A 17,100-nucleotide genomic window follows, 5' to 3' on the forward strand; every position below is an offset into this window, starting at 1 on the left:
AAATCTCCTCATCTCATCACATTTTTGAAAAAATAAAAAAGCGCAGCGAATAGCTGCGCTTTTTGTATATTATGATTTTGACTTAGATTTTGGTGATGGTTTTGTTTTAGCTTGTGCTGTATTATTACCCGCATCTTTTTCTTTTAATAAGCTCATACGTTTTTTCAAGTAGTAACCTTGTCCAATTCCGAATAAGTTACCAATTACCCAATATAATGCAAGAGCAGATGGAAGCGAAATTCCCGCTACTAAGATGAAAATTGGCATAATGTTCATCATCATTTTCATTGGAGGTTGAATTTCATCCGTCATACTTACACGAATTTGTAAGAATGTCGTAATCGCTGCAACTACCGGTAAAATGAAGTAAGGATCTGGCTTTCCTAAACTTACCCATAAGAATGAATGCTGTGCAATTTCATGCGTTCGTGCAATGGCATTATAAAATGCGATAATAATAGGCATTTGAATAAAGATTGGCAAACATCCGCCAACCGGATTAATTTTATGCGTTTGGTAAAGCTGCATCATTTCTTTTTGCTGCTTTTGCTGTGTTTCAGGATCTTTTTTACCAGCATATTTCTTTTGAATCTTTTCCATCTCTGGACGAAGTGCTTGCATAGCCATCGTGCTCTTTTGCTGTTTTAAAATAAGCGGCAATAGAACTAAACGAATGATAAACGTCGCAATAATAATAGACAGACCATAGCTTCCGCCTGCCCACTCAGCAATTTTCGTTAATGCCATAGATAAAGGGTAAACAAAATAATGATCCCAGAATCCGCCGCTTGTAGCCGTGACCGGTGTTTTTGTACTGCTACAGCCGGCTAGAGCTAAAAGAAGCGCTCCCATTAAACCAAGCAATAATAATTTTTTATTTCTTTTCATATTCTTTCCTCCTAATAATGACTAAATGTATGAAGTGTTTTTCAGAAGGAAAGGATCTTCTTCATCATTATTCTTCTCTTTAACTGGTGTTTTTCTATACACATGTATAAATACATTTCGTCTTTTCCATATTGTTAATACTGAAGGATCAATCCCTGCATTCACATGGTCGGTGACAGGTTCCGCATGAAAAGCCGTAAACCTAGCTTCACGAAGCATATAATAACAAAGGATGTATAAAACGAAAGCAGATAAATACGGCGCATATAGAAAAAGATCGTGATAAAATTCCATGTGCCAGCTCTCTTTCTGACTATAATAGTACAATCCAATATATGTAGTGTAGCATTTACGTTCCTGTTACACAACATCAACTTATCTCTTTGACTGTTCTACGTATTACTTTTTAAAAAGTTTCATATTTACGACACAAAATTTGCTCACCATAAAATATGATGAGCAAATCTAATACCATTATTTATTCTCGTATGCTTACCGCTGCTTCTCAGTCTTCTTTTAGTTTCATGAACCACGTAACGCCGAATGCTACACCTACAGAAATAATCATGCCGATTATATAGTGAATTAAATTGCTCATACCAAGCGGCGCAGCAATGGCCATCATTGGAATACCTGTGAGTCCGTAGGCATTGGCTACTACGTGCATAAGTACAACATAGCCTCCTCCGGCTGCTCCGCCTATAGCCGCAGCAATAAACGGCTTGCGAAGTCTTAAGTTGACGCCGAAAATAATCGGTTCTGTAATTCCTAAGAAGGAAGAAATAGCCGCTGGAATCGCAATTTTTTTCGTTTTGGCATTTTTCGTCTTAAAGTAAACAGCCAGCCCTGCTCCTCCTTGCGCCACATTCGCGCAGGCCCAAATAGGAAGTAAGAAGTTAACGCCAATCTTCGGATTAGCAAGCAGTCCTGCTTCAATAGCATGAAAACTATGCTGCAAACCTGTTAATACAATAGTTGAGTACAAGCCACCAAACAAAATTCCTGCAAACACTCCGGCTACATCGTATAGAGACTGAAGGCTGATCGAAATTAAATCTCCAATATAGCGACCGAAAGGGCCAATAAACACAAGTGACACAAAGCCTGTGATAATAACCGTTAAAAAAGGCGTAACAAGTAAATCAACCGAATTCGGCACAATTTTCCGGAGTCCCTTTTCAATTTTACTCATGACGTAGATAGCCAATAAAATCGGAACGACCGTACCTTGATAGCCGATCAGCGGAATACTTAAGCCAAACAAATCCATATATTCCGGCTTAGCATCTGCTAATGTCCACGGATTTAATAACATCGGATGCGTTAAGATCCCTCCGATAACCGCTCCTAGATAAGGATTTGAACCGAATTCTTTTGCAGCTGAAAACCCGATTAAAATCGGTAAAATGATAAATGCTGCGCCTGAGAACATATCCAATAACACAAATAACGCGCTATCTTCTGAGACCCAGTGGAACGCTTTCATCATCCCGAGCAGCCCCATTAGTAAACCACTGGCTACAATGGCTGGAATAATCGGAACAAAAATATTGGAAAGCATGCGGGCAAAACGGGCAAATGGGTTCATTTTCTTTTTCATTTCTTCTTGATGATCCGCTGGGGCAGCAGCCTCGTCAGCACCTAATTCTTTCACAAAAGCAGCGTGGATTTTATTAACGAGACCGGTTCCAAAAATGATTTGAAACTGTCCTGAATTTGAAAAAGCCCCTTTTACATCTTCTATTTCATCTAAACCTTTTTGATCGATTTTGCTTTCATCTCGAATAACGAGGCGCAAACGCGTAGCACAGTGCTGCGCACTAGCAATATTTTCTTTTCCTCCTAAAAGCGGAACAAGCTTTTTAGCAATTTCTTTTACGTCCATCTTACTTCCTCCTTGTTGTATGTCATAAAAAAAGCAAGACCTAAAATACGCTTATAAAAGACATACTTGTCCTTCATGCGCATTCTAGGTCTTGCCTGCTTTACCAGTCACAATCCCGATTATTCAATTAATACGCTTTCATTGTACTCAAAGCAACAATATTCGTCAATGGTTTTTTCTATATTCTTTGCTCTATTCGGCAAATGTGAAGCGTGATATATCCTAGCTCCGCTTCTGGAAAATTAATTTCGTACTCATCTTTGACAAATTGCTTGATCGTTTCAGCACACTGATACGATTTTTTATATTTGACTTTTAATACGTCAAGCATCTCTTCATCCATCTCATGAAAAGGTTCATTTTGTGCTAAACGGTTTAACGTGAAGCGCAAGTGAGTCAGCAGCCGCTGATAGGACATGCTGTTTTCATCAATCTCCATATTCAGCTCTTTTTTTATAATCGTAACCATTTCATTAATAATCGTTGTATTCATCATGAGCTGCTGCATGCCCGGTGAATTCAGTTTCGCCGTATGAATATGAAGCGCAATATATCCCGCTTCGTCAATCGGCATCGTGATATCTAGTCTCTTTTTGATATGCTGAAGAGCCCATACTCCTATTGCATACTCAGGCTGATAGAGAGATTTAATTTCATTAAGCAATTTATTTTGTATGGAAATTCCGCGGGCTATCCTTTCGACAGCAAAGGATAAATGATCGCTCAAAGCAATATGCACATGATGACTTAATGTAGCAGAAAGCTGCTGCTCAGCATAAGAAATGATTTCTTCCGCCACTTGAATATGCTCTTCAGGAAGGTTTTTTAATAGTTCTTGAAACTTCTCCTGCTCTTCTTTCATGACAAAGACTTTCTCCACTTTTGCAGCATTAATAAGATCATTTTTACCTTTTTGAAAAGCAATACCGGGACCCATCGCAATTTTTTCAACTCCGCCTTCTTTAAAGACAACGGCGTTGTTATTTAACACTTTTAAAATCTTCAAATGCGCTCTCCTTTCTTAAAGGAAAAGGCTTTGCTAATTACTTCATCGTTACTTTTGCACAAGCCGTTTCGCCTTTTTGAACCGTCCCTTGAGCCAAAATTTCGAAACTTTCACTTGCATCACTGTTTGTAATAACGATTGGTGTGATAATGCTTTTCGCTTTTTCTTGAATAAGCGCTAAATCAAATGTGATAAGAGGTGTTCCTACACTTACTTTGTCACCTTGTGCCACGTGAGCTTCGAATCCTTCGCCTTCCATTGCCACTGTTTCAAGGCCGATATGTATTAATACTTCCGTACCGGCTTCTGTTTTTAAGCCTACCGCGTGTTTTGTATGGAACAGCTGAACGACTTCCCCAGCAACAGGTGAAACAACTTGTCCTTCTGAAGGTTCAATTGCAAAACCGTCTCCCATCATCTTCTGTGCGAACACTGGATCTGGCACTTCGCTGATTGGCAGGATATTACCTGAAAGCGGAGCTAGAACGGTTGTTTCTTTTGATTTTGTCTTATTACCAAATAATTTTTTAAACATCTCAATCACCCTTTTTTAGATTGTACTTGTAGCATACCCCAATGATTCTGCAGAAAAACTTCCCCTATCCCGATGTTACGTTAACATGGTCATTATTTAACCATGCTTTTTTTGTCTTGTAAATAAAAATGTATAAGCGTTTTTATAAGAAGTGCGTTCTCTATGCTGCATTTTATGTAACCCTTTGCATATTTTCCGAAGGAGGGGTATTAAATTTTAAACCTAAAAAAAAGCCCTTTTAAAGGGCTTTTGACATTAGAACGTTGATGCAACTTCTTTTGCTCTTTCAGATGCTTTTGCTAGAATATTGTCTGCTTCTGCTGGTGTGTAAGCCATGCCTTCTGCAACAACCAATTGGAAATCTTGAACCCCAATGAAGCCCATCACTGTACGTAAATAGCTTTGAGTAAATTCTAGCTCTGCCGCAGGGCCTTCTGAATAAACGCCTCCGCGAGCTTCTAGTAATACTACTTTTTTATCTGAAGCTAATCCTACTGGACCATTTTCAGTATATTTAAACGTTTTTCCTGCAATTAAAATGTTATCAATATATGCTTTCATTAGTGGAGGGAAGCTTAAGTTCCACATTGGAGCTGAGAAAATAACTTTGTCAGCTTGTAAAAACTGCTCTACTAATTCACCCATACGCGTTACTTTTTCTAATTCAACAGCTGATAATTCTTCACCAGCTCCAGCTTTTCCCCATGCCGCTAAAACATCTCCATCAATGAATGGAACTGTTTCTTTATACAAATCAAGCGTTGTCACTGTATCAGTCGGGTTTGCTGTTTTATACTCATCCAAGAAAACCTGTGCTAAACGAGTTGAAAATGATGCTTCATCAATCTGCGGATTTACTTTTACATATAATACATTTGCCATAAATGTCATCTCCTAAAAAGTGTCTATTATCATTAGTTCAAGATATTACTAAACAAATTATCTTTAATTCGAGATTTATTATATAACGCCATTTTTTTTGCGTCAACCTTTTCGCACAAAAAAACTCCGCAAGCGGAGTTTTATACACATTGAAATTCTCGAATTTGATTTACATCTACCCCAGCATACACCCAGAAAGATCCTGTCCAGCGATATCCTGCAACTGAGCGTCTGCCTACAAAGGTTAGGTAAAACCAGTAAGGTCGACCATTTCTCGGCCATATATAGGTGTATCGGTATAAGCACCCTGAAATAGCGCCTGGATCAACAGCATAAAGTGATGGACCTCCTGAACCTAGCTTTGGTGCAGGTGTAAAAGCTGGCGGCGGACTTGAAGGCGGCTGCGCTCCTCCCTGCGGCGGAAACCCTTGGCCCCCTCCTCCAGGTGGCTGTGGTGGAAACCCTTGGCCTCCTCCAGGTGGAAACAAATTTTGAAAACGTGGATCGTATTGATATGGATACATACGCACTCCCCCTTTATAATGCTTGCTACGTTACAATATGCATCATAATGAAGATAGGTGAATGTCTACTTTTACCTTCTATAAACTAATTGAACGATGTTAAACTTGGTAAACTTAAAGGGGAGTCTTATCAGAGGAAATAATAAATCCAACACGGAAACTACTTGCGTGTTGGATCTGCTTGCGGAAAATATTTTTCAATAAAATTATACAGCCAAAATACGGTAATCAAAATAGGAGCTATCAGAAAAGGATGTTGAATCCACATTTTTACCAGTACCTTTTCAAATGACGGAATCGATTTTAACACTTGAAATAACGAGCTTCCGCCAAAAATAACGCTCGTTCCTATCAATAAAAAAGATAGCCAGTTAAATTGATCCATCCACATGCTCATAGAGATATAAAAACTAACACCGGTTCCTATCCCCCCCATTATTCCACTTAAAATACTTTTCACCGAAAAAGGAATCCCTACAAACCATCCGGCTCCTAGTCCTGCACACCCTGCTAAAATGCTAGAAAAAAGCAGCGGCTGCTCAAGCCAGAGACATGCATTCACTCCAACCACTAAGGTGACATGTATTCCTACGTGAAGGGAAATTCTTTTGCCAACAGGCTCTGAAACATAATGATAGTAGCGCCCGCTATAAAAAATTGTCCACCATAATAATAAAAATGCTGTCACACTTGCCCCTATAATCATAAACACACCTCTCTACGTTATGATTCTATTAATCTCTATCTATTATTTTCCTCATATCCTATGTGTCTGATTCGGTAATCTATCCATATACCTTCCATACGTTCGTTCATCAGCAAGAAAGTCGAATATAACTATATTCTTGTCTCAACTGTTTACTTGTGGGAGTGCTAAGAAGTTGAATGTCTGCATGTAGAAAAAGATAGTGTAGAACACTTTCTCTTATCTTTACTATTATTCATATGTATAGCTTGCTAGATTTAGTCCTCGCAGTTTAGAATTTTTCAGTCGTTCATATGAAACTATTTGCCCTTTCTTTCGTTATATATATACACGTTTCTTTATCTTTTCACGTGCAAAAAAAGATAAATTCCTATAATATGTTTTCATATTAACCTTTAAGGAGATAAAGAAGATGAATTGAATAAATCCCTACAAATAGAGTTTTTAGAAAAAAGAAATTGTTATCATTTCTCCTATTTATGTTATAGAATAATTCATGTATAATAAAAGGCTGTATGGTAACGCAGCTTGCGACATATCTTTTCTTACTTTTAGCAAGTCTATATTCAAAGCAAAAACTGCAAAGTGGGGTTAGTGCGACTCTTCATTAATCGACTTTGCATTAAAAACCAGCATTTTTCTTTTATCATAAAGAAAGAATGAGATTTAATAGTGACAGGTGAATAATATGGGTGAAAATCAAAGAAATGTTAGTAGATTTGACTGGAACTTGGCTTTCCTAATCTTCCTATTGTTTTGCGTAAGCGTTGTGGCAATCCATAGTGCTGAAAAAATTGGGCAGTATGATAAGAACTTCGTAGCGCAACAAGTTGTTTTTTATATAATCGGAATGGTGATTATAGGGTTTGTCATGCGTTTTGACTCCGATCAGCTTCAAAAGCTAACGTGGGTTTTTTATGGATTTGGGAACTTTTTATTGCTTCTTTTACTAGTGGCTCCGTCAAGCATTGCCAGAGAAATTAACGGGGCAAAAAGTTGGTTCACACTTCCCGGCTTTTCGTTACAGCCATCAGAGTTTATGAAAGTGTTTTTGATTATCACACTGAGTACGGTCATTGTGAAACACAATGAAAAATATCGTATTCGGACAGTAAGAGAAGACTTTTTACTGCTTGGTAAACTGGGTGCTGTACTTGCTTTACCTTTATTATTAATCATGCAGCAGCCTGACTTAGGTACCGCCCTTGTGTTCTTAGCAATCACGGTTGGACTTGTATTTGTTTCAGGCGTAAGCTGGAAAATCATCGCGCCTGCATTTTTAGGTATTACAGCGGTTGGTTCTGTCATTTTGGGACTTGTTGTTTATGCACCTAACCTATTAGAAAAGTATCTAGGGGTTAAGCAATACCAATTTGGACGTATCTATTCTTGGCTTGATCCTGAGTCATATAGTTCGGGAGAGGGCTATCATTTAAAGAAATCGTTAGATGCAATTGGATCAGGAATGGTAAACGGTAAAGGAATCGGAAATGGAGTTGTCTATTTGCCAGAGGGACAGACCGACTTTATTTTTGCGGTTATTGGAGAAGAGTTTGGCTTTATCGGCGCCAGCATTGTTATTAGTCTTTTCTTCGTACTCGTTTATTACTTGATCAAGCTAGGCCTTGAAACAAAAAATGAATTCAATTCTTACTTATGTGTAGGCGTTATTTCAATGCTTACGTTCCACGTATTTCAAAATATCGGTATGACCATTCAAGTCTTGCCTATTACCGGAATTCCACTTCCTTTTATTTCATATGGAGGTAGTTCACTGATGGGGAACATGTTTGCAATGGGTCTGATGTTTGGAATCTCATGGCATCACAAACGCTATATGTTTGGAAATGATTAAAGAGAGACGATGGTCTCTCTTTTTTCTTTTATCTCCCTATTAAGCATGCTACAATAAAGAAAACGCTTCCAAATCCTGTTTTAAAAGGAGTAGATATGCATGCTTGATTACCAATATCGGCGCAAAGCCTATGCTATTTTGTTAAAACAGACATCCGTACCTCCATCTACAACTTCTTTTTCCACCTGGCTCATACAGCTACTAAAACGAAACAAGTAATAAAGGTGTGCTACTGCACACCTTTTATTTGTTCGACAGCGACGTTATGCCAATTTGCCTTACGATTTTTTTACTATCTTCATTTAGTCCTTTTACAATAACCTTTTTATTCAATCGCTCGTACTTATCGATAATTTTTGAGATGCCGATCACGGCCGATTGATCCCATATATGAGAAGAACTAAAATCAATAATGATGGTATCCGGGTCTGTTTCATACTGAAATTCATCCATGAAGAAGCTGATCGTGGCAAAAAATAATTGCCCTGAAACCCTGTATTGCTTCATATTGCCTTCTGTTTGTGAAGTTGTTTTGATTTTAGCCATCTTCCAGCCAAATACAATGGTGCTTAAAACAATACCTACCATTACTCCTAATGCTAAGTTATGTGTAAACAATACGATAACCACCGTAACAACCATTACAATAGCATCCGATAGCGGATATTTCGTTAAGTCTTTAAGGGACTGCCAATCAAATGTACCAGCAGCTACCATAAACATAACGCCTACAAGAGCAGCCATTGGAATTTGTTTAACAACATCGCCAAGCACCATAATTAAGAACAATAAAAAGACTCCGGCGACTAAGGTAGATAACCTTCCACGTCCCCCTGATTTTACATTAATCATAGATTGTCCAATCATGGCACAGCCAGCCATTCCTCCGAAGAAACCTGTTACAATATTAGCGATGCCTTGACCGCGCGCTTCCTTATTTTTATTCGAAGGCGTATCTGTAATTTCGTCCAGTACCGTTGCCGTTAGCATAGATTCAAGTAGGCCTACAATCGCTAAAGGAAGCGAATAAGGTAAAATGATAAGCAGTGTCTCCACTGATAAATCAACCTTTGGAAAGTGAAGAACCGGCAGCGAACGCGTAATATTCCCCATATCTCCTACCGTTTTTAAATCTAAATGAAAGACAATCGCTACAATCGTCATCAAGACAATGGCAACAAGCGGAGATGGTATGGCTTTGGTCATGAGCGGAAACAAATAGACGATGAGCAGCGTTCCGGCTACCATTGCGTACATCATCCAATTTGCTCCTTGAAAATGCGGAAGCTGTGCTGTGAAAATTAAAATACCTAGCGCATTTACAAATCCAATCATAACTGTTTGAGGAAGAAATGATAAAAACCTTCCTACTTTCAAAACACCAAGTAAAATTTGAATAATTCCGGTTAAAACAGTAGCTGCAAATAAATACTCAATGCCGTGATCTTTGACTAAATTAATCATTAATAAAGACATTGCTCCTGTTGCAGCTGAAATCATAGCTGGTCTTCCGCCTGTAAAAGCAATCACAATTGCCATACAAAAAGATGCATACAAGCCAACCATGGGATCGACACCGGCGATAATGGAAAAAGCAAGGGCCTCTGGAATAAGCGCAAGAGCAACTGTCATCCCAGACAAAATATCTGCTCGAACGTTTGAAAACCACTGCTGTTTAATACTTGCCATCATGATGGTTTATCACCTCTTATGAATTTTTTATACGATTTTCGACTTTCACGAAAATCAAAGCCGTTTTTAACGTATCAAATCGTACCATACAATTTCCCGTTTGGAAACAATTAATTTTCACAAATAAAAAGACGAGAAGCTTGATTGCTTCTCGTCTTTTTATTTGTTACGTCGCAGCTTTTCGCTGCCATTCAGCAAATAAACGACTTTATGTTCATTCATTAATTGCTGCTTCAAGCGCAACAACAATCATATCGTTAAACGTCGTTTGACGCTCTTCTGACGTCGTTTCTTCACCAGTGAAAATGTGATCACTTACTGTTAAAACCGATAAAGCATTACGGCCGTATTTAGCAGCTAGCGTATACAAAGCCGTTGTTTCCATTTCAACTGCCAATACGCCGTGAGCTGCCAATTTTTCTAGCTGGCCGTCTTCATTGTAAAATTGATCAGATGTAAATACACTTCCTACTTTTAACTGAAGGCCTTTTTCAACACCTGCATCGTAAGCGCGCTTTAATAAATCAAAGTTAGCTGTTGGTGCATAGTCGATAGGACCAAATTTAACGCGGTTCATTTGTGAATCACTTGACGAAGACATGGCTAAAATAACGTCCCGTACTTTTACATCTTTTTGAATTGCTCCGCATGTACCAACCCGAATTAGGTTTTGAACACCATATTCATTCATTAGTTCATTTACATAAATAGCAATTGATGGTACACCCATTCCTGTTCCTTGAACAGAAACGCGCTTTCCTTTATATGTTCCTGTGAATCCAAGCATACCGCGCACTTCGTTATAGCAAGTTACATCTTCTAAAAACGTTTCTGCAATGTATTTTGCACGAAGTGGATCACCTGGAAGTAAAATCGTTTCTGCAATATCACCTTGTTTTGCCCCAATATGTACGCTCATTTCGTACCTCCTATATGTAAAAAATCTTACGCTTTCACTATACCATATTGTATCCCTTGCTTGTCTATTTACTTCTAACATTATGCGTCAAAAATAAAAAGACATACGGCCCAAAAAATGGCGTAGTATGTCTTTTTATATAAGGGTACGCTAATAGCGCAAGGGATTTACTAACGTTAGCTGAGGTGATATGTATGGGAAAAAAACATCGCAATCGAATTAATTCGCCTAAAAAGAATAATCATATTCCAAAAGAAGCAATTATAGCAGAACATGAAGCCCATGGAGATGAATATTCAGCAACAAACCGAAAAAATGGCCCTGGCCATCATACTCGTGATTACTAAGGGTCAACATATAAATAAAAAGCGGCCAGGTAGGTCGCTTTTACCTTATGTTTAGCGTACGTGCAGGCGGTTCACTTTTTGCCAGCCGTCTGTCCATAGCTTGTAGTAATACTTTCCTCGAGTACCTTCATCAATTAACAAAATATCGCCTGTGCTGATAAACCTCGCATCACAATCTTTTGGCAAATTATCAGCAATATTAAACATCTGAAATACTTGTGTTGCTGCGTCTTGATGATCGAATGCTGTAATCGTTAGACGATGGACAGGCTTATATCCGCGCTTTTCGCCTTTTTCTTCTGTTTGCATAATGGTTACATCATATTCTGTGCTAATATTAAATTGTTTTTTTATTGTGGTCCACACACTCAACATTCTTCCCTCCACCCAAAAGCAAGTATTTACTCTTTTACGTCATGTATTCTTATATAATTAGTGATAAAATCCGAAAATCCTTTATCGAATCAAAACGTTTTTTGTCGAAATTACTAGTTTTTTCTTATTAAACATGTACATAAAATATTTGTTTCCCATTTTATCATTAGTTGTTTTTGAATGGATGAATCAATAGGCCTACTTAAACAAAATGAAATATTAACGAAAAAAATGTAACCATTGCTCCTATTTTTGGTTATATAGGCGCTTAGAAAGGAGGTAGACCCCTAAGGACCAAGCAAGTCCTAAACAATATCCTGCTAGTATATCCGTTAAAAAGTGTACGCCTAAATACAAACGGCTAAATCCAATTAATAAAATAACAATAGCAATTACGCATGCAGCTGCCGTTTTGATAGCCCTGCTTCTTGTATACATCCATATTAACAAAAGTACTCCGCTGTAAAACGCCATTGAGTTCATGGCATGTCCGCTCGGAAAACTATAGTGAGAGGCGGGAACGACTTGACTCCAATCAGGTCTTGGTCTTGCAAAAATCTCCTTCAATCCCCAATTTAAAGCGCGAACTCCCCAAAAAACGAGCGTGATATATAAAACGAGCAATCCTTTTCGTTTATAAAGAAGAAATACTATAATTGCAAACCATATTGGCGCAGTAACATACCAAGATCCTACGGTTGTTATAAATATGATGATGGGTGTTAACGTGTCCGTCCTCCATCCTTCAATGGTATGAAGCACATTAAAGTCAAGCTGTTTCACCCAAGGTGTATTAAATGTAAATAAAATCAGTAAAAAGAAAGCTAAAAGCGATACAATAAATAGAGAATATTTTGTAGTGCGGTTTACCATTTTTTATTTCCTCCAACCTATTAAAAGAAAAAGCATGTAGTGTTCTACATGCTTTACTTATTCACACGTTTTGGCTGAATATAGTCTTCTGGCTTAGGAGCTTGATGAACGACAAATTCAGCCGAAAACTCCTCTTTTGCATTTATTTTTTTCGTTTGCTTTGATTGCGGCATATACCTCTCTCCTTTCTTTTTACTGTCTTTAATATACGAAAAATAAAGGAGAGCTATGCACCTTAGCTATAGCGTGAAATAATACTGGTTAATATATTTTTTAACTGAGGAATTTCTTTTTCAGAAACATGAACATGAACGAGCGACTCATCTGCATCCAGCATTTCAGATAGAAAGCCGCCAAACCCTCTGGCACGTCGATCTACTTCTATAAATAAATCGTAGTCATGTAAGCCGCTCGGCTGTACGATGATTTCAATTTCATCTACTTTCCCAGCGTACACTCCACCACTTGGAACAAATTCAAATTCTTGAACAAAAGGAAGTCTTTTTCTCATCCGGCGAGGGGCTTCTTCGCACTCGACTTGGCGCAAGCGAAAGCCAAGCTGTTCCATAGCTTCAATTGTGCTTGTTACCATAAGGTTAGGAAGCACTTTTACATGATCAATATCTGACGGATCAACGGCGTCTTTAATATCAAGGCTCGTCGCCACCCAAACCCGGGTTCTCCCTAATGTAACAGGCGTATCATCAGGCAGCTGAAAGGTAAAAGGAATAGACTTCGTTTCAGATGGTTGAATCGTGAACGGGTCGTTAATCTTAAACGTATTAAGCTCAATATCCTGCTTGTATTTTTTATCGTCCCTTTCTTTTACATAAGTTGTGAATAGACGCAGATAGATGCTGTCAATTTTCTGATCAACATTGCCTCCGTACACTTCAACAATTCCTTCAATCTTTTCACCAGCACGAAATTCATCATTGACAAGCTTAGCGTCCACTCGCGCTGCACCAATTCCAATGCGGGCTAACGCTTTATTAAATAGCGCCATACTTTCCCCTCCCTGAGTTCTTACTATTTATATAGTCATAAATATCTTTTTGTAAACTTTTAATGCTTTCATACGATTCATCTGCTCTCAGCATTTTTTGAATGATTGTCTTAATAGGCGCCGACAAATGTAACTCTTGTTCCCAGCTTCTTTCTTGTTTTTCCGTCGGCTCATAACCAGAGTATAATAAAAATAAAAGAAAATGACCAAGTGCATAGATATCGCTTGCAGCAGATGTTTGTCTCATAAACTGCTGTTCTTCTATAAGGGTGCTTGTTTCTTCATGGTCTCCTAAAAATCTAGCAAGACCAAAGTCAATAACATAGATGGTTCCGTTAACATCAATAATATTTGGAATACGAAGATCACGGTGAACGATTCCTTGCTCATGAATAGCAGAAACTACGTCTAGAATATTAAGTAAAATGTTAAGCGCTTGTTCTTCCGTATACACGCACTTCTCTTCAAAAATTAAATCTTCAAACGTTTTCCCTTGAATCAACTCCATCACTAAGAAACAGCCTTCAGCTGTTTCGATAGCTTCATACAGTGAAGGAATTTGAGGGTGATTTAATTGAGACAGCAATTTTGCTTCATAATGATAAGACTTCAGCCCCTGGGACGTGCACTGCTTCGTTTTACGGAGCTGCTTTACGACTACCTTTTTTTGTTGCACAATGTCGTTAGCAACATATGTTATACCATAGCTTCCCATTCCCAGTACATCTATGATTTCATAGCGCCCGCAAATGACTTTTCCTTTTTTAAAAGGGCGGTCAACTAGCCAGCGATGAAGATATTTGAACATTCGATTTTTCATCATAAATCAACTTGAGAAAAAGCTTGAGAAGAAACTTCCGCTTTTACGCTTACGCTTATAGTGGTGGTGTCCATATTTTGAATGACTGTGGCTGTCATAATATTTGCTTCGCTTATAATCGCTACTGCTGCTATGATGACGAGGACGTCTGTAATGATGATCACTGCTGCTGTAGTGACGAGGACGTCGATAGTGTCGATCGCTGCTGCTGTAGCGTCGATGTTTAGATCCAGTTAATGATTCAAAAATTTTTCTGAACATAAAGAAAACCTCTTTTCTTAACATTTGTTACCCTTTATACGTACGAAATGTTATAAAGGTTTCAAAAAGTCCCTTACCCTTTTTTTATATAGTTAAACGTTTCAAAGGAGGCTTAACATGACTTCTACTAACACAAATCCCCTCATTAGATTGGAGGATGTTCTTCGCCTGCAGCAGATGATGCAGCTCAAACCTCCTGCTACCCTCCCGCTGTCTTTTATCGGAGAAGACGTAAAATTGATTAAAGAGATTCGAAAAAAAGTAAAAAAAGCTAATCAAAACAATGTTACACGTACCCAAGCTTATTTAGACTATTATCAAAAACATCCCGAAATTCACTGGGCTTTTTTAGCACACTTGGTTTCACGGAACGGCGGCTATTACATGACAGATCTCTCCACTACCTTAATAAAATCCCTGCTTTCTCCAGAAAAACAGCACGCGTACTTCTTGTTTTTAGAACATTCCAATTCCGCCATTTTTCATGATGCTTACGCTCAGCTGTTACTCTATGAAAAAAGCAAAGAGCAAAACAGCAATCTGTTTCATTTACTCTCCGCTTTTCACATATCTTCTTTTATGAAAACTGTTTGGAATGACTTTTGGCAGCATAGAAACAAAACACTCTTATCAATAGCTCTGATTGTGAACGAACAGTATCATATCGAAAAAAATGTTCTCTTTAAAAAAGAGTTTCAGCGGGATGTTCTTCACTCTTGGCAGTTTCACACTCAAAACTTTCTCGGTATGACTCAAATCGTCTTTCCCTATTATTCAGGTAATAACATTGATTTAAGTGGCACAAAAGTGTATCATTTCGAGTCTGTCTTAAAACGGATTGAAGTGGGAAAAACTTTATACGTTCTTCTTTTTTATTCAAACTTGCATGATTCTATCTATACATTTAGCCTTAAACACCCCCACACAGGGTCTCGAAGCGATTATAATTCAGATATATTTACAAAAAATCGAACTCATTCCAAAAAGCTGTATAGCCCGACGTTAAATATGAGCTGGGGAGACCGCGTACACCTTTTTTTAAGAAAAGATGAGTGGTTTGAAGAAGAAAGCATATTTTCTCTCCTTGAGTCTATTCCCGCTTCTTCCGTTAAAAAAATTCCTCTTCAGCATCATATAAAAGTGCAATCTGCTATTAAAGCTGCTAACCCTTTTTCATAGCCGCTGTCTCATAAACAAAACGACGAGTTTCCCCGTCGTTACAGATGTATCTATCTTTTTATTCTTCATCTTGCTCATCAATAATGCATTTATCAATGAGATAATCAAAAGTTATATCCGCTAATTCGCCTAGCTCTTCTTCAGCGGGAACATAGCCTCGCTTGACTAGTTCATTGTAAAAGAACTCCGCAATTTCTTCCGTATCAATGACCACTTCGATTTCTTTCACAATATCACTCCTTATCCCGTTTGAACGGATTAGCGTACCTTATTTTTCTTAAAAATAGGTTCACTCCATCTTCTGCTTGAAGTTTTACCTTATACACATTTATGAACAATTCGGCAATAGTATGTCTAAAATTTCAGCAGTTTAAATAGAAAGGTAATTATACCCATTCTTTTTTCATTACCATCGCCGTATACACAATAAAAGATAGCTAAGAGAGATGTAATGATCTATCTCGGCTATCTTTTATTTATTAGGCATCTACCTGCTATTTTCCTTGTTCGGATTTTGCTATCTTTTTTAAATGTTTCAGCACTAAGTTCATGACTTCAGCGTATTCTTCATCTTCAAAAAGCTCATACAAAAATTTATAATCATTGTACACATCTAAAAGACCGTTTATAATCTCATGCTTTTCTTTAGTTAACCTCACTTCTTCTTTTTCAGAACCGTTTTGTTTTTTCATCTTTGGTAGCAACTCCGTCTTTTTAATTTCTTTACCTAAATACAACATATCAACACTTTGAGCGTAATTTTCTGTTTCCTCATGAGGAGTTACGAGAATGAGTTCTTCTTCACTAGCCTCAAGCCATTCTCCATCTGTTACACGTGACAATTCATAGACAATATCTTCCCATGAATCCTCTTTATAACGCCATATTTCTGTTCGAATACCAATGATTTTAAATAACTCTTTTCCATAATTAAAAACCTGGACGATATCGCCGAAGAAAAATTTATATTCAAGCTCTACTCTTTCCTGTACTAATATTTGACCTTCATATTCTTCTAGAAGCTCAATTGTATCTTCTAAAAAAAGACCTTCACTATGGTTGATTTCGTATACAAAAATCCCATCCATCACTTTTATATCGGTAATAGTGCCAACGGTCCCGTATATTGTTACAACGACTGTTTCACCAATTCCGTATTTAGGTTTTTTCTTCCCTGCCATCGTCGCACCTCCTTAGTAAACATACACCTACTGAAAAGTTACAATATTATATGCAGTAACTAAAAAAGGGGAAGTATAACATCTTTAGAACCAAGCCTTTATTATCTATTGCCCTCTATCATTTTTACCCCTGCTTATTGCATGAACTAAAGAAAATAAAAAAGCA

The 17,100-nt window shown here is 37.8% G+C and carries 19 protein-coding genes; 3 read left to right on the top strand and 16 right to left on the bottom strand.

Going from position 1 to position 17,100, the window contains the following annotated elements; genetic code table 11:
- Window positions 1–69: 69 nt before the first annotated feature.
- The 7 genes from yidC to ACFX4G_RS25155 all read right to left on the bottom strand — a co-directional run bounded on the left by yidC (window position 70) and on the right by ACFX4G_RS25155 (window position 6,426).
- Window positions 70–888 (bottom strand): membrane protein insertase YidC, encoded by an 819-nt coding sequence (gene yidC / locus ACFX4G_RS25125; protein WP_043976640.1) that lies wholly within the window; start codon window positions 886–888, stop codon window positions 70–72.
- Window positions 889–1,393: 505 nt separating this feature from the next.
- Complete coding sequence (locus ACFX4G_RS25130; protein ID WP_116514644.1) at window positions 1,394–2,773, bottom strand: sucrose-specific PTS transporter subunit IIBC; 1,380 nt, start codon at window positions 2,771–2,773, stop codon at window positions 1,394–1,396.
- A gap of 178 nt (window positions 2,774–2,951) precedes the next feature.
- On the bottom strand, window positions 2,952–3,779 hold the full coding sequence (locus tag ACFX4G_RS25135; protein WP_377577716.1) for a PRD domain-containing protein: 828 nt from the start codon (window positions 3,777–3,779) through the stop codon (window positions 2,952–2,954).
- A gap of 37 nt (window positions 3,780–3,816) precedes the next feature.
- Complete coding sequence (locus tag ACFX4G_RS25140; RefSeq protein WP_013084668.1) at window positions 3,817–4,314, bottom strand: PTS sugar transporter subunit IIA; 498 nt, start codon at window positions 4,312–4,314, stop codon at window positions 3,817–3,819.
- Between the two features lie 255 nt (window positions 4,315–4,569).
- Window positions 4,570–5,196 (bottom strand): FMN-dependent NADH-azoreductase, encoded by a 627-nt coding sequence (locus ACFX4G_RS25145; RefSeq protein ID WP_097824452.1) that lies wholly within the window; start codon window positions 5,194–5,196, stop codon window positions 4,570–4,572.
- Window positions 5,197–5,336: 140 nt separating this feature from the next.
- Complete coding sequence (locus tag ACFX4G_RS25150; protein WP_377577720.1) at window positions 5,337–5,720, bottom strand: transporter; 384 nt, start codon at window positions 5,718–5,720, stop codon at window positions 5,337–5,339.
- A 160-nt stretch (window positions 5,721–5,880) separates the two neighbouring features.
- Complete coding sequence (locus tag ACFX4G_RS25155) at window positions 5,881–6,426, bottom strand: hypothetical protein (RefSeq protein ID WP_230184519.1); 546 nt, start codon at window positions 6,424–6,426, stop codon at window positions 5,881–5,883.
- A 688-nt stretch (window positions 6,427–7,114) separates the two neighbouring features.
- Here ACFX4G_RS25155 and ACFX4G_RS25160 point away from each other — a divergent pair.
- Window positions 7,115–8,281 (top strand): FtsW/RodA/SpoVE family cell cycle protein, encoded by a 1,167-nt coding sequence (locus ACFX4G_RS25160; RefSeq protein WP_014458560.1) that lies wholly within the window; start codon window positions 7,115–7,117, stop codon window positions 8,279–8,281.
- 243 nt (window positions 8,282–8,524) lie between these two features.
- Here the strand turns inward: ACFX4G_RS25160 and ACFX4G_RS25165 are convergent, their stop codons facing one another.
- Together ACFX4G_RS25165 and deoD are read right to left on the bottom strand one after the other, a co-directional pair.
- Entirely contained in the window at window positions 8,525–9,973 is a 1,449-nt protein-coding gene (locus ACFX4G_RS25165; RefSeq protein ID WP_028410908.1) for a SulP family inorganic anion transporter, read from the bottom strand.
- A 214-nt stretch (window positions 9,974–10,187) separates the two neighbouring features.
- The gene (deoD, locus tag ACFX4G_RS25170) at window positions 10,188–10,892 is read right to left on the bottom strand and encodes a purine-nucleoside phosphorylase (protein WP_013058711.1); all 705 of its coding nucleotides are present in this window, start codon (window positions 10,890–10,892) and stop codon (window positions 10,188–10,190) included.
- A gap of 194 nt (window positions 10,893–11,086) precedes the next feature.
- On the opposite strand from deoD, the gene ACFX4G_RS25175 reads away from it, so the two are divergent.
- Window positions 11,087–11,239 carry a hypothetical protein gene (locus tag ACFX4G_RS25175; RefSeq protein ID WP_013058712.1) on the top strand — a complete coding sequence of 51 codons (153 nt, stop codon included), beginning with the start codon at window positions 11,087–11,089 and terminating at the stop codon, window positions 11,237–11,239.
- A gap of 51 nt (window positions 11,240–11,290) precedes the next feature.
- Here the strand turns inward: ACFX4G_RS25175 and ACFX4G_RS25180 are convergent, their stop codons facing one another.
- The 5 genes from ACFX4G_RS25180 to ACFX4G_RS25200 form a co-directional block, all read right to left on the bottom strand.
- Window positions 11,291–11,614 (bottom strand): hypothetical protein, encoded by a 324-nt coding sequence (locus tag ACFX4G_RS25180; RefSeq protein ID WP_013058713.1) that lies wholly within the window; start codon window positions 11,612–11,614, stop codon window positions 11,291–11,293.
- Window positions 11,615–11,860: 246 nt separating this feature from the next.
- Window positions 11,861–12,487 carry a phosphatase PAP2 family protein gene (locus ACFX4G_RS25185; protein WP_025750197.1) on the bottom strand — a complete coding sequence of 209 codons (627 nt, stop codon included), beginning with the start codon at window positions 12,485–12,487 and terminating at the stop codon, window positions 11,861–11,863.
- 235 nt (window positions 12,488–12,722) lie between these two features.
- Window positions 12,723–13,493, bottom strand: coding sequence for a sporulation protein (locus ACFX4G_RS25190; protein ID WP_230184520.1), 771 nt, complete (start codon window positions 13,491–13,493; stop codon window positions 12,723–12,725).
- Window positions 13,480–14,316: a serine/threonine protein kinase gene (locus tag ACFX4G_RS25195; protein ID WP_097824457.1), complete on the bottom strand. Its 837-nt coding sequence runs from the start codon at window positions 14,314–14,316 to the stop codon at window positions 13,480–13,482. Before ACFX4G_RS25195 ends, ACFX4G_RS25190 begins: the two co-directional genes overlap by 14 nt.
- A 3-nt stretch (window positions 14,317–14,319) precedes the next feature.
- Window positions 14,320–14,574, bottom strand: coding sequence for a hypothetical protein (locus ACFX4G_RS25200; protein WP_114324454.1), 255 nt, complete (start codon window positions 14,572–14,574; stop codon window positions 14,320–14,322).
- Window positions 14,575–14,691: 117 nt separating this feature from the next.
- On the opposite strand from ACFX4G_RS25200, the gene ACFX4G_RS25205 reads away from it, so the two are divergent.
- A complete protein-coding gene (locus ACFX4G_RS25205; protein ID WP_097824459.1) occupies window positions 14,692–15,753 on the top strand; it encodes a DUF2515 family protein in 1,062 nt (353 codons plus the stop codon).
- Between the two features lie 58 nt (window positions 15,754–15,811).
- Here the strand turns inward: ACFX4G_RS25205 and ACFX4G_RS25210 are convergent, their stop codons facing one another.
- On the bottom strand, window positions 15,812–15,982 hold the full coding sequence (locus ACFX4G_RS25210) for a YozD family protein (RefSeq protein WP_013058720.1): 171 nt from the start codon (window positions 15,980–15,982) through the stop codon (window positions 15,812–15,814).
- Between the two features lie 265 nt (window positions 15,983–16,247).
- On the bottom strand, window positions 16,248–16,934 hold the full coding sequence (locus ACFX4G_RS25215) for a hypothetical protein (protein ID WP_013058721.1): 687 nt from the start codon (window positions 16,932–16,934) through the stop codon (window positions 16,248–16,250).
- Window positions 16,935–17,100: the final 166 nt, after the last annotated feature.

It is taken from the genome of Priestia sp. YIM B13486, assembly GCF_042787865.1.
GTDB classification, from domain to species: domain Bacteria; phylum Bacillota; class Bacilli; order Bacillales; family Bacillaceae_H; genus Priestia; species Priestia megaterium.